We start from the raw sequence: 13,287 nt of genomic DNA, 5'->3' as shown, positions 1-13,287 counted from the left end.
CTGTCGTGTTCGGGCGGCGTACTCCACACAAGCTGCCAAAGCCGGGCGGGCCGGAGTGTCGCGAGGACCCGGTCGCCGTGGCTGTGCATCGTGTTTCACGTGAAACGTCGCTCACTGCTGCACGGCATCATCGGCCGGAGTCATGCTGCGGCCGAACCCAGGGACCGGAAGCCGCTCGGTTCACTGGGAGAGGTATCGCAGGTGTCCACAGAGGTGGATTTCTCCACAGAAGGCCAGGGCTCACTGGTTCGCGGCACCGAAGGCATGGGAGGCTCTGTTCATTGCGAGCCTGAAGTCGAGGAGAGTGAATCCGTGCGGTCCGACGCCAATATCGCGGGACCGATGACCGATCCGGTCCCCGGTCCCCGAACCGAGTCGATGGGGGCAGATGTTTCACGTGAAACACCGCCCCCGATGGACGACACTCCCATCGGTCGCGCTGCCCAGCTAGCGGCGGAGGCCCTCAGCCGCGCCGGAGAGGGCCTGCCGAGGCCCGAGCAGACCCGCGTCATCGTGGTGGCCAACCAGAAGGGAGGCGTGGGCAAGACGACGACCACCGTCAACCTTGCCGCTTCCCTGGCGCTGCACGGCGGCCGGGTCCTGGTGGTCGACCTCGACCCACAGGGCAACGCGTCCACGGCACTGGGGATCGATCACCACGCGGAAGTGCCGTCCATCTACGACGTCTTGGTGGAGAGCCGACCGCTCTCCGAGGTCGTCCAGCCGGTCCCGGACGTCGAGGGTCTGTTCTGCGCCCCGGCCACCATCGATCTCGCCGGTGCGGAGATCGAGTTGGTGTCCCTGGTGGCGCGCGAGAGCCGACTCCAGCGCGCGATCCAGGCGTACGAACAGCCGTTGGACTACATCCTCATCGACTGCCCGCCGTCGCTGGGCCTGTTGACGGTCAATGCGCTCGTCGCCGGCCAGGAGGTCCTCATCCCCATCCAGTGCGAGTACTACGCGCTGGAGGGCCTGGGACAGTTGCTGCGCAACGTCGATCTGGTGCGGGGTCACCTCAACCCGACACTGCATGTGTCGACCATCCTGCTGACGATGTACGACGGCCGGACCCGTCTCGCCTCCCAGGTCGCCGAAGAGGTCCGTACCCACTTCGGTGACGAGGTTCTGCGGACGAGCATTCCGCGTTCGGTCCGTATCTCCGAGGCCCCCAGCTACGGGCAGACGGTACTGACCTACGATCCAGGTTCGAGTGGGGCCCTCTCCTACCTTGAGGCGGCCCGAGAGATCGCGCTGAGGGGTGCGGGAATCGGTTACGACCCGACCCACGCCCATGTCGGCACCCAGAACGACCGGAACATGGTGGAGGGGTCACAGTGAACGAACGACGGAGGGGGCTGGGTCGTGGTCTCGCCGCACTGATTCCCGCTGCCCCGACCGAGAAGACCCTGGCGTCCAGTGCGCTGGGCAGCGCGGCACCCGCGTCTCCCGCTGCGGCTCCGCTGCTGACGGCCGACCGGGGAGTCGCCGAGTCGCCCACCGTGCCGGGGCCCGCGCAGGAGCCCGAGGATTCAGCTGCGAACCCGGTGGCGGAGCTGCCTGCCCCGCCGATGGGCGCCTACTTCGCGGAGATCCCGCTCGACTCCATCACGCCCAACCCGCGTCAGCCCCGTGAGATCTTCGACGAGGACGCGCTGCGCGAGCTGGTGACCTCCATCCAGGAGGTCGGGCTCCTCCAGCCCGTCGTCGTGCGCGAGCTGGGAGGGGACCGCTACGAGCTGATCATGGGTGAGCGCCGCTGGCGCGCCAGCCGCAAGGCGGGCCTGGAGGCGATCCCGGCGATCGTCCGCGCCACGGAGGACGAGAAGCTTCTCCTGGACGCCCTGCTGGAGAACCTGCACCGCGCTCAGCTCAACCCGATCGAAGAGGCACACGCCTACGATCAGTTGCTCAAAGACTTCAACTGCACCCACGACCAGTTGGCCGACCGGATCGGGCGATCCCGCCCGCAGATCTCCAATACCCTCCGTCTGCTGCGCCTCTCGCCGACCGTGCAGAAGCGGGTCGCGGCCGGAGTGCTCTCGGCCGGTCACGCCCGGGCGCTGCTGTCCGTCGAGGACTCCGAGGAGCAGGACCGCCTGGCGCACCGGATCGTGGCCGAGGGGCTGTCGGTGCGTGCGGTGGAAGAGATCGTGACCCTGATGGGCTCGCGGCCGCAGAAGACCTCACGCTCCAAGGGTCCGCGCGCCGGAGCCCTGGTGTCTCCCGCCCTCAGCGATCTGGCCACACGGCTGTCGGACCGCTTCGAGACCCGGGTGAAGGTGGACCTCGGGCAGAAGAAGGGCAAGATCACCGTCGAGTTCGCCTCGGTCGAGGACCTGGAGCGCATCCTTGGCACGCTCGCCCCGGGCGAGGGGCCCCTGCTCTCCACGGGTCTCCAGGAGGACGAGGGCCAGGACGCCTGACCCACGGCGGCCCGACCGACGACAGCGCGGGAGCGGATCGTGTCCGGTGTGTACCGGAACACGGTCCGCTCTTTGCTTTGAGCCGGTATCGAGGGAATCGCTTCGTGGATACGATGCGAACGGGTATGGCGCAGCGGTCGGCGGACTCGCCGGTGGGCTGCTCAGGAGACGGAGCGCTCTGACAGCCGCTCGCGATGCACGGCCTTAGGAAGCGAGGAACAGCCTTCATGGGGCGTCGGCTCGTACCGCTCACGCTGGACAACCTCAAGGACCTGCCCCAGCGCTGTCGCTCGTGCGTCTTCTGGGAACTGGACCCCGTCAGCGGAGAAGCCGCGGTGAAGGCGGGGACGGCCGCGGGCGAGAAGGAGGCATGGATCTCCGCCGTCCTGCTCGACTGGGGCTCGTGCGGCCGCACCGTCTACGTGGACGACGTGCCGGTGGGCTTCGTGCTCTACGCGCCGCCCGCCTATGTGCCGCGCTCGGGGGCGTTCCCCACCAGTCCGGTCTCGCCGGACGCCGTACAGCTGATCACCGCGTTCGTGCTGCCCGGCTATCAGGGACAGGGGCTCGGTCGGACACTGGTCCAGGCGGTCGCCAAGGATCTGCTGAGGCGCGGCTTCAGGGCCATCGAGGCCTTCGGCGACACCCGCTGGAAGGAACCGGCCTGTCTGCTCCCCGTGGACCATCTCCTCGCGGTCGGCTTCAAGACGGTACGGCAGCACCCGCAGCATCCTCGGCTGCGGCTGGAGCTGCGTTCGACGCTGTCCTGGAAGGAAGACGTGGAGATGGCCATCGACCGGTTGCTGGGGGCTGTACAGAAGGAGCCCGCGCTCCGGCCTTTGTAGCGGGATGCACGAAGGGGCCGACCCTCATCAGGGCCGGCCCCTTCGTGTTTCACGTGAAACGTCACTCGGCGATGAACTCTTCGAGGTCGCGCACGAGCATGGCCTTCGGCTTGGCGCCGACGATCGTCTTGACGACATCGCCACCCTGGTAGACGTTCAGGGTCGGGATGGACATGACGCCGTACTTGGCGGCCGTGTTCGGGTTCTCGTCGATGTTGAGCTTGACGATCTCGATCTTGTCGCCGTACTCGGCGGCGATGGCCTCGAGGGACGGAGCGATCTGGCGGCACGGACCGCACCAGTCGGCCCAGAAGTCCACCAGGACGGGCTTGTCGCTCTTCAGCACGTCCTGCTCGAAGTTGTCATCGGTCACGGTCTTCAGGTTGCCGGCCACAGCGGGCTCCTCTTCTCTGCTCGTACGGTGGGGGTGGGGATGTCAGACGGCCGCGGTCTTCTCGGGCTCGGCCTGGTCGGTGTCCAGCAGCGCGGCCAGGTAGCGCTCGGCGTCGAGGGCGGAAGCACAGCCGGTGCCGGCCGCGGTGATCGCCTGACGGTAGGTGTGGTCGACGACATCGCCCGCGGCGAAGACGCCGGGCACGTTGGTCCGGGTCGAGGGAGCGGCGACCTTCAGGTAACCCTCCGCGTCCAGGTCGAGCTGTCCCTTGAACAGCTCGGTGCGCGGGTCGTGGCCGATGGCGATGAACAGACCAGTGACGGGAAGCTCCGAGACCTCGCCCGTCTTGACGTTGCGGAGCTTGAGACCGGTGAGCTTCTGCTCGCCGAGGATCTCCACGACCTCGCTGTCCCAGGCGAACTTGATCTTCGGGTCGTTGAAGGCACGCTCCTGCATCGCCTTGGAGGCGCGCAGGGTGTCACGGCGGTGGACGATCGTCACGGACTTGGCGAACCGCGAGAGGAAGGTGGCCTCCTCCATCGCGGTGTCGCCGCCGCCGATCACGGCGATGTCCTGGTCCCGGAAGAAGAAGCCGTCACAGGTGGCGCACCAGGAGACGCCGCGACCCGACAGAGCGTCCTCGTTCGGCAGCGCGAGCTTGCGGTGCTGCGAGCCGGTGGCGACGATGACGGCCTTCGCGCGGTGGACCGTGCCCGAGGTGTCGGTGACGGTCTTGATCTCACCGGTCAGGTCGACCGACACGATGTCGTCCGGGATCAGCTCGGCGCCGAAGCGCTCGGCCTGTGCCCGCATGTTGTCCATCAGGTCGGGGCCCATGATGCCGCTCGGGAAGCCCGGGTAGTTCTCCACCTCGGTGGTGTTCATCAGCGCGCCACCGGCGGTGACGGCGCCTTCGAACACCAGAGGCTTCAGGGACGCGCGCGCTGTGTAGAGCGCCGCCGTGTAGCCTGCGGGCCCGGAGCCGATGATGATCACGTTACGGACGTCGCTCACGGCTTGTTTCCTCGTCTCTGGTCTGTGTCAGTCGACCGGTGAGAGCCCCTTTCGGGACTCTCACCCCACCCAACCGATCCTACGGGCCGCGCATTCCCCCGTTGTCTGGGCACACGGAGGCGGCACGGGGAGGCATCTACTCTCCGGATGACCGCAGGGGACCGAACGACGCCTGTGGCGCCTCAGTTGCGTGGTAGGGACTGCTTCAACAGGACGTTGCCGGAGGACGCGGGCCGGTGCACGGTGCAAGAGGCGTCCACGACATAGACGAGAACCCGCGTGCCGTCCGCGGTGTCGGGGAGCACGACCAGATAGGCCTTCTTCCCGGCGTATGTGCCTGTCTTGGCGGCGAGGACGTCGTTGCGGGAGTCCACCGCCTGCCGTACGCAGTAGGGCACCGGGACGGCGGTCTGGATCAGAGTGTTCGCGCTCTGCGTCGGGCCGCCGGGCGACAGCGTCGCACTCTCCTCGTGCGGCCGCTGCGTTCCTCGCTGAAGCCCCTTCTGCGCGGTGAGGAGACCTTTCACCTGGCTCTGCACGCTGGCCCCGGAGAACGTGGTGACGGCCGGGGCGGGCTTGGTGCGGGCGGAGGTGTTGGGGGAGTCGTTGCCGAGCGACTGCAGGAGCAACGAACCGGCTCCCACTACGGCAGCGGTGAGGACGGCGCCAAGAGCGACGGTCCGGCGGCGACTGCGGCCGCGCTCCTTGCGTCCGGGACCGGTGGCGGCGGACGGACGCCCAGTGGGGCGGCCCGGTGCCGTTGTTTCACGTGAAACCTGCTTCTCGGTTTCACGTGAAACATGCGGCGGGGCTTCCGCTTCGGCGGCCAGGGCGGCGTCGATTCGGTCCGCGACGTCCTGCGGCATAGGAGACGGCTCCGGCACACTGCCCAGCAGTGTCCGGATCTCCTCCAGGGATGCCTGCATGTCGGCGCACGGCTCGCAGCCCTCCAGATGCCGACGGACGTCTGCGCTGCGGGTCGGCGCGAGGATGCCTTCGGCGAGGTCGGAAAGCTCGGTGACGTCCGGATGTCCGGCCGTGTCTGTCAAGGACGTCATGCCCGTCCACCTCCGCCCTTCACGACGGCCGAATCGCTCGGTCCTGTGTCCTGTGACCCGTCACCGCTCCGTGAGGCGTCACCGCTCCGTGAGTCGTCACCCGGAGAATCTGTCGCAGGTGGGACGGATGCCCCGTGCACCCGGTTCCGTCCTGACGCGGGTTCTTTCCCCTCACCCGGGGCGTCGGAACGCAGATGGGTGAGCAGCGGAAGAAGTCTGGCGCGGCCCCGGGCACAACGGCTCTTCACCGTCCCCGTGGGCACGTCGAGAATGCGCGCGGCCTCGGCCACCGGATAGCCCTGCATGTCCACCAGAATCAGCGCGGCGCGCTGCTCCTTCGGGAGCGTCCCCAGCGCCTGGATGAGCTGCCGGTGCAGGTCGTTCCGTTCGGCCGGGGCGGAGGCGGACTCGTGCGGCTCCAGCAACTGTTCCAGCCGCTCGGTGTCGTCCATCGGAGCCGTCCTCCGGGAGGCGGTCTTGCGGGCGCGGTCCAGGCAGGCGTTCACCGTGATGCGGTGCAGCCAGGTCGTGACAGCCGACTGGCCCCGGAAGGTGTGCGCGGCCCGGTAGGCCGAGACCAGCGCGTCCTGGACCGCGTCCGCGGCTTCCTCCCGGTCCCCCAGCGTCCGCAGGGCCACGGCCCAGAGCCGGTCCCGATGCCTCCGGACCAGCTCGCCGAAGGCATCGGGGTCGCCGTCCACGTGCTGGGCGAGAAGAACCTCGTCAGATTCGAGGGACTGGAAGCTGTCATCGGCGGACGCGTGATTCACATATACCTCGAACCCGGAGCGGTTCGCCTCATGCGGTATGGAGAACTAGGCGAAAGTAGTGTCAACATTCCAGTGATGGCAGATCACCTTGTTAGAGGGCTTGCGCCTGCCTGGTCTGTGAATCAGTGCGCCTTTCAGCTGGTCACCTTGATATCGGTCACGCGGCCCCGCCAACTGCCCGTGCTATCTGCGGGCAGTTGAGTCAGCCACACGAGGATGTACCGCGTAGTGATGGGCTTCTCGGGCTTGAGACTCACGGTTGTGCCCGAGCCTTCAGCGGTACGGCTGTAGGCGTCGAACGACGTCGGTTCCGAACCCTCATCCGGCTTCGCAGCACGGAGTTCGACCGAGGTGTCCCCCACGAATGAAACGGTCGCTTTTCCGACCTGCTGAACCTTGCCGAGGTCGAGGATGACACCGACGCCCGGCTTCAGGTTTCCGAATTTTGGACTCAAGTAGAAGTCGGTCTGCCAGTAAGTGGCCAGGCTGTTGTCGTATACGTTCTTGACGCTGTTGGGCTTCTCGGAGTGGTCCGCGCTGAACGGGTCGAAGTCGCGGGCGCCTTGGATGGCGATTGGGGCACCGACCGTCAGCTTCTTAGTCCCCTTGTCGCCACCGTCTGTCGTTTTCGACTTGTTGGTGTCCTTCGGCTTATCCCCCCGGTCCATCAGGGCGTCCGCCAACTGCCAGCTACCCAAGCCCAGGGCCGCGATAAGGAGGGCTGAGACAGCCCATTTCAAGGCCTTGCCGGTGCGGCTTTGCAGGGGGGATGGCGGGGCGGTGAGCGGCTGAGTCACACCGGGGTAGGGCGCCGGGCGCCCATACGTGCCCTGCTGGTACGTGGTGCGCTGGTACTCCGGCGGGGCGGTGAACGCGGGCTCCGGCGGGCGGATGCGGGGCATCTCGCCGATCGCCTTGACCAGTTCCTCCGGCGTGGTGCACGGGGACTCGTGCCGGGAGGCGGTGGCACCGTCGTTGACGAGCGCCCGCATCGCCAGCTCGGACAGCCCCCGGTGGACGCCCGCGCGTACCTGGTCGGGTGCGACGAGGCCCACGTCCTTGGGCAGGCCGGTGAGGCCGTAGGCGTCGCTCTCGTACGGCCAGCGCTGCGTCAGCGCCGCGTACAGCAGCGCACCGATCGCCTCGGTGTCCGTGCGCTGCGGGGTGTCGGAGGAGATGCCGCGCAGCGCCGCGTTCACGGCCAGTCCGCGGATGCGCCACTGCCCGCTGGAGGTGCGCAGCACGGCGTTGGGGTTCAGCCGCAGATGGGCCAGGCCGTCACGGTGCGCCGCCGCCATGGCGGAAGCGATCTGACTGGCCATCTGGTAGCCGTCGTGCGGCTCCAGCGGGCCGTTGGCGAGCAGCGTGGTCAGCTCGGTGGCGTCGGGGAGCCACTCGTGCACGACGTAGACGAGGTCGTCCTCCTCGACCGCGTCGAGGACCTGGACGAACCGCGGGTCACCCAGGAGTGCCGCCGCGCGGGCCGCGGCCAGGACGGAACGGGCCCGAGGGTGCTGGGCCGGCAGGATGTGCACGCCGACGGCGCGACGAAGTTTCTCGTCGACCGCGCGCCAACTGCTGAATCCGTCCAGACGGGTGACGCACTCCTCGAGACGGTAGCGTCTGGCGAGCTTGTGACCGCTGTGCAGGTCCGGGGGCGCGGGCGTGGTTCCGATGGTTTCCGTTGCGCTGCTCCCCTGTGCCTCGGTGCTGTCCGTGTCCAGCTCCGGGTTCTTGGCCGTCCCGTCGGACGTGGACTGGCCCGCCTTGGCGGTCAGTGGCTGCTCGCCACTGTTGTCTGCCACGTCGACGGCAGCCGTGCTCCGTTCCGCCACCGTCGTCCCTGCCTCCCCATCCGTTGCACGCTGTCCGACGCCGAAACCAATTGTGCCCACAGTCCGCCGCTATGCACGACACGCGGCGACGGACGATGGTTGTGCGCCTACCCCGCCTCAGCGTCCCAGACGCCCGCGGACCATCCCCACGAGCGAGTTGAGTTCCTCGATCCGCATCCTCCTCGCGGCGACGAAGAAGATCCCAAGCAATACCGCACCACCGACCACGAGCGCTACGAAGGATCCGAACACGCCCTGGCCCAGAGTGTGCCCGATGCCGTAGCAGGCCGCACCGCTGAGGAGGGCCGCCGGCACCGAGGCGATGCCGAGCCGGGCGTAGGTACGCAGCACCCGGGAGCCGTCCAGATCGCCGCCCAGGCGCTTGCGCAGCCGCCGCCAGGCGACACCGACACCGATGGCGTAGGCGAGACCGTACGCGGCCGCCATGCCCGCGACCGCCCAGCGGGACGGCAGCAGGACGAAGCAGAGAGCCGAGGCGCCCGCGTTGACCACCGCGACGATGACGGTGTTGTAGAAGGGCGTCCTGGTGTCCTCGTAGGCGTAGAAGGCGCGCAGGACGACGTACTGCACCGAGTACGGGATCAGGCCCAGGCCGAAGGCCATCAGCATGTAGCCCATGTTGGTGGCCGCGCCGGTGCCCGAGGAGCCGAAGATCAGCGTGCACATCGGGATGCCGAGCGCCAGGAAGCCGAAGGCGATGGGCACGATGGCCACGGCCGTCGTCCGCAAGCCCTGCGAGATGTCGTCGCGGACCGCGCCGGCGTCGCCCTCGGCGGCCGAGCGCGAGATGCGCGGCAGGAGCGCGGCCATCAGGGACACCGTGATGATGGCCTGCGGCAGGCCCCAGATGAGCTGGGCGTTGGCGTAGGCGGCGAAGCCGGTGCCCTTGGCGTCCGAGTCCTCGCCCGCCGCGGTGGAGAGCTGGGTCACGATCATCGCGCCGGCCTGGTTGGCGAGCACGAAGAGGACCGTCCACTTGGCGAGCATCGCGGCCTTGCCCAGGCCATGGCCCTTCCAGTCGAAGCGCGGGCGGATACGGAAGCCCGTCTCACGCAGGTAGGGGATCATCGCCAGTGCCTGCACGACGAGACCGAGCAGCACACCGATGCCGAGCAGCCGCTGGCCCTCCACCGGGATGTTGGCGACGGTCATGTGGGAGTTGGCCGAGGTGCCGTAGACCCAGATGAAGGTGCCGAGCGTCACGATGATGACGATGTTGTTCAGCACCGGGGTCCACATCATCGCGCCGAATTTTCCGCGCGCGTTGAGGATCTGCCCCATCACCACGTGGATGCCCATGAAGAAGATCGAGGGCAGGAAGTAACGGGTGAAGGTGACCGCAACGTCGTCGGCCGCCGGGTTGGTCGCGACCGAGTCCGACAGCAGGCGGACCAGGAGGGGGGCGGCGAACATCGCGGCGCCCGTGAGCACGGCGAGCGCCACCATCACGAGGGTCAGCAGCCGGTTGGCGAACGCCTCGCCGCCGTCCTCGTCCTCCTTCATGGCCCGCACGAGCTGGGGCACGAAGACCGAGTTCAGGCCGCCGCCGACGGTGAGGATGTAGATCATCGTCGGGAGCTGGTAGGCGACCTGGAAGGAGTCGCCCAGGAAGCCCAGGCCCAGCGCGGAGACGATCAGTGCGGAGCGGACGAAGCCGGTGAGGCGGGAGACCATCGTGCCGGCCGCCATGACGGCGCTGGAACTGAGCAGGCCGCCCTTCTTGGGCGCGGCTGCCGGGGCGGGGGCCGAAGGACCCTCGGCGGGCCCCGAGGGCCCGGGCACGGGGGCCGGCGGCTGCGTGCGGTTCCCGGGTGCGGGAGGCCGCGTGCCGCCAGGTCCGGCCTGGCCGGGCGCCGACGGTCCGGCGGCGGTCCGTGCGCCCGTGGCCGCTGCGGCGCCGCCGTGCTGCTGGTCCTTCAGCAGATGCGCGAAGGCGTCCGGCTCGTGGTATTCCTCGCCGGAGTGCGAGACCAGGTCGTCCACGCCCACGAACTGGGTCGTGCGCGGATTGTCGCCGTAGGGCAGGTGCTGGGTGGCGTCGCCGTCGGGCTCGGGCGCCGGGGTGTTGGCCCACACACGGGGGTCGGGCGCGTACGGCGACTGGGAGGGCTGGGCGTACAGCGGCCGCTCGTAGGTGCCCGGCGGGGGCGGCGGGTGCGCGGCGCGGTCGTAGAGCGCCTCGGCGACCGGATCCTGGGCGGACAGGTCGTGCTCCCGGTAGGGGTCTTGGGCGTAGGCGTCCTGGAGGTACATGTCCGCCGCGGGCTGCGGCGGCACCTGGCCCGGCTCGGGCGACGTCTCGGGATGGCCCGAGTCGGCGGCGCCCCGGCCGCGGTCACCGTCGTACGGCGCGTTCATGGTTACCCCACCTCATCGTCCCGGGCCACACCGGCCACGACATCGCTCAACGGTCCACTCTCTCACCCGTGCCGGACGGGTCGGTGCTTTCCGGTGCGGTGTCCGGTGAAGGGTCACTCGGCTGGTCCGGCGTGTCCGTCACGGACGGGGAGGCGGGCTCCGCAGCGGGACTGTCCTCGGGGGTGCCGGGCTGCTCGGGCGCGTCGTCGGCACCGTCCTCGGCCGTGCCCTCCTGCTCGGCCCGACGGGCCGCCGCGCGCTTGCGCTGGGTGTACATCCGGAACCCGGCGAGCACCAGCAGGAGCACACCGCCGCCGATGACCAGCATCACGGTGGGCGTGACCTCGGTGACCTTCACGTCGAAGTTGACGGGGTCGCCGTACTCCTGGCCGTCCTCGGTGTAGAGCTGCGCGATGACGCCGACGCGGCCGTTGGCGTTGGCCGAGGTGGTGAACTTGACGGACTGGCTGTGGCCGCCGGAGACGTCGACGCGCTGCTCGTAGTACGCCTTGCCGCCGATCTTCAGGCGGGTCGGCATGGTCGAGGTGAGCCGCAGATACAGGTGACCGACGGGCTGGACGAGGTTGTTCTGCACCGTGACCGGGATGGTCGCGCTGCGCCCGGAGAGCTTGGTCTCCGACTTGTCGATCAGTTTGACCTGGTCCGCGAGGTCGTCGAGCCAGCCCTCCACGCCGCCGCGGAAGCTGTCCCCGTCGGCACGGTGGCCCCGCCACGACGTGGACATCCCGCGGTCTATGGCCAGCCCGAACGGCGTGACCACGCGGGACTGGTCCGAGAGGATCACCTGGAAGTTGTCCAGCTTGTCCTGCGTGCGCGCGATCTGCTCGAAGGCCGACTTCGGCAGCTCCTGCCTGCGCAGCGAGGAGGGGTAGGCGGAGGTGGAGGGGATGCGTGTGGTGGCGTTCGGGTCGGGCTTGACCTTGGCCGCCGCGCTCAGGTCCTGGGCGTCGGACCAGGTGCCGCTCTCGAGCGCCGTCAGCGCCGTGGCCATCGCCTGGGCCTGGCTCGCGGTGGGCGTCCGCTGCGGGGCCACCACGATGCTGCGCTGCTTGTCCGTCTGCGCGTTCACCTCAAGGCTCTGGGCCAGGAACTCCTGCACGGCGAGCGTGGTGGAGTCCGCCCTGGTCAGATCGCCCTCGAAGGCCGTGGACAGCCGGGCGTCGGCGACCACCGCGGTGGTGCCGCCGCCGACCGGGCGGGCGGCCGACGGCGTGTAGGACAACCCCGAGTTCTCGCGGAGGCTGTCACTGCGGGCGATCACCCGGTCCGCGCCGGCGGAGGTGGCGACCTTCATGATCGACGGGTCCACGGCGCCCTCGACGGGCCAGGAGAACTCGGTGCTCGGCGTGACATGGAGCACGGTCTTCACGGTCGTTGCGGCGACGTCGGTCGCGTCCTTGAGGTGGCTGAGCGAGCCCGTGACGCTGGTGCCGGTGTGGGCGAGCGAGGCCAGGTCCGGATCGCCGAAGGGCAGCGCGACGACTTCCTCGCCCGTGACGGCCTTCTGGAGGTCCGCCAGCCACTGCCGGGCGATCTGCTGGTGCTCGCGGGGGCCGGGCGTGGTGGTGTCGCCGGGCGCGTCGATCCGGTAACCCTTCGCCATGGCCTCCACGGAGGCCAGCAGGTCGGGGTCGATCACCCACGTGATGTCGAGGTCTTTGCCCAGCTCCACCATCTGCGCGAGACGCCCGCCGGGCGCGATCTCCTTGGCCAGCTCGTCGTCGCGGAACACCGGCGTCTGCGATTCGCCCGCACCGGTGCGTGCGGTCATGCGGACGGAGGAGATCAGGGGCCACAGGAACGTGGTCTTGGTGGTGGAGTCCGCATCCGAGGGCTGCCAGGGCAGGAAGGTCCGCTCGACACCGAGCACCTGGTCCCAGGGGCGCGCGGGGGTCTGGCCGGACACGGCGACCCCGAACGTGTAGACGCCGTCGCTCTTGAGGTCGAGTTTGTCCACCGGGACGGAGATGCTGAAGTGCTCGGCGATCCCCGGGATGAGCTTGGGGAACTTCTCCGTGTACTTGCCGCCGACCTCGGTCCCGGTGCCGCCCTGCAGGGAGTGCGGATGCCGGGCGATCGCCTCGATCGCCGAGCGCGTGTTCAGCAGCGAACCCAGCCGTACGCCGACGTGGGCGCCGGTCACGGTCTGCTTGCCGTTGTTCGTGACGGTGCCGGACACGGTCACGGTGTCGCCGTCCGTCGGCGCGCTGGGGCTGAGCGAGTCCAGCGCCACGGAGACCGAGTCCGACGACGCGGCCTGTGCGGGCGACGCGGCGGAGAACTGGAGCAGCCCGGCCACCAGCGGCGCGCCCGCGAGCAGCGCCCCGGTGCGCCGGAGCCACCGGCGGGCAGGTGAGGCACTGGTCCCCTGGAAGTCTGCCGCCTCGGCCACGCGCTAACCCGTCTCTCGTCGTCAGTGGTCGTCGGAATGTGCGTCCCCGCATGGTAACGATGACCGCTGAGGGGAAGTGCCGCGGACCGCTCTCCAAGATCGGGTACGGCGATGGCCTGTCCCCTATATCCACTATCGAGCGCAGCAGTGGCGTAC

Annotated in this window: 10 protein-coding genes; 3 read left to right on the top strand and 7 right to left on the bottom strand. The window is 69.1% G+C overall.

Translation table 11 applies throughout. The features are described 5' to 3' along the window. The first annotated feature begins 264 nt into the window (after nucleotides 1–264). The 3 genes from ACWEEU_RS02480 (at nucleotide 265) to ACWEEU_RS02470 (ending at nucleotide 3,268) form a co-directional block, all read left to right on the top strand. Nucleotides 265–1,338 carry a ParA family protein gene (locus ACWEEU_RS02480; RefSeq protein WP_199581859.1) on the top strand — a complete coding sequence of 358 codons (1,074 nt, stop codon included), beginning with the start codon at nucleotides 265–267 and terminating at the stop codon, nucleotides 1,336–1,338. Further along, on the top strand, nucleotides 1,335–2,423 hold the full coding sequence (locus ACWEEU_RS02475) for a ParB/RepB/Spo0J family partition protein (RefSeq protein WP_385739234.1): 1,089 nt from the start codon (nucleotides 1,335–1,337) through the stop codon (nucleotides 2,421–2,423). Before ACWEEU_RS02480 ends, ACWEEU_RS02475 begins: the two co-directional genes overlap by 4 nt. Nucleotides 2,424–2,650: 227 nt before the next feature. After that, entirely contained in the window at nucleotides 2,651–3,268 is a 618-nt protein-coding gene (locus ACWEEU_RS02470) for a GNAT family N-acetyltransferase (protein WP_385739237.1), read from the top strand. Between the two features lie 61 nt (nucleotides 3,269–3,329). Here the strand turns inward: ACWEEU_RS02470 and trxA are convergent, their stop codons facing one another. From trxA to ACWEEU_RS02435, 7 genes are all read right to left on the bottom strand, one after another. Further along, nucleotides 3,330–3,662 carry a thioredoxin gene (trxA, locus tag ACWEEU_RS02465; RefSeq protein ID WP_451727655.1) on the bottom strand — a complete coding sequence of 111 codons (333 nt, stop codon included), beginning with the start codon at nucleotides 3,660–3,662 and terminating at the stop codon, nucleotides 3,330–3,332. 42 nt (nucleotides 3,663–3,704) lie between these two features. Then, nucleotides 3,705–4,676, bottom strand: a complete 972-nt coding sequence (trxB, locus tag ACWEEU_RS02460; RefSeq protein ID WP_199581607.1) for a thioredoxin-disulfide reductase — start codon at nucleotides 4,674–4,676, stop codon at nucleotides 3,705–3,707. 182 nt (nucleotides 4,677–4,858) lie between these two features. Then, nucleotides 4,859–5,734, bottom strand: coding sequence for an anti-sigma factor family protein (locus ACWEEU_RS02455; protein ID WP_451727652.1), 876 nt, complete (start codon nucleotides 5,732–5,734; stop codon nucleotides 4,859–4,861). Further along, nucleotides 5,731–6,504 carry an RNA polymerase sigma factor SigM gene (gene sigM / locus ACWEEU_RS02450; protein ID WP_451727649.1) on the bottom strand — a complete coding sequence of 258 codons (774 nt, stop codon included), beginning with the start codon at nucleotides 6,502–6,504 and terminating at the stop codon, nucleotides 5,731–5,733. Before sigM ends, ACWEEU_RS02455 begins: the two co-directional genes overlap by 4 nt. Before the next feature lie 134 nt (nucleotides 6,505–6,638). After that, complete coding sequence (locus ACWEEU_RS02445; protein ID WP_451727646.1) at nucleotides 6,639–8,339, bottom strand: protein kinase family protein; 1,701 nt, start codon at nucleotides 8,337–8,339, stop codon at nucleotides 6,639–6,641. 117 nt (nucleotides 8,340–8,456) lie between these two features. Further along, nucleotides 8,457–10,718: a murein biosynthesis integral membrane protein MurJ gene (gene murJ, locus ACWEEU_RS02440; RefSeq protein WP_451727643.1), complete on the bottom strand. Its 2,262-nt coding sequence runs from the start codon at nucleotides 10,716–10,718 to the stop codon at nucleotides 8,457–8,459. A gap of 46 nt (nucleotides 10,719–10,764) precedes the next feature. Then, on the bottom strand, nucleotides 10,765–13,131 hold the full coding sequence (locus tag ACWEEU_RS02435) for a DUF6049 family protein (protein ID WP_451727640.1): 2,367 nt from the start codon (nucleotides 13,129–13,131) through the stop codon (nucleotides 10,765–10,767). Nucleotides 13,132–13,287: the final 156 nt, after the last annotated feature.

This window comes from Streptomyces sp. NPDC005004 (assembly GCF_053600675.1).
The sequence above is the reverse complement of the archived record's forward strand: the minus strand, read 5'-3'. Positions and strand labels throughout refer to the sequence as shown.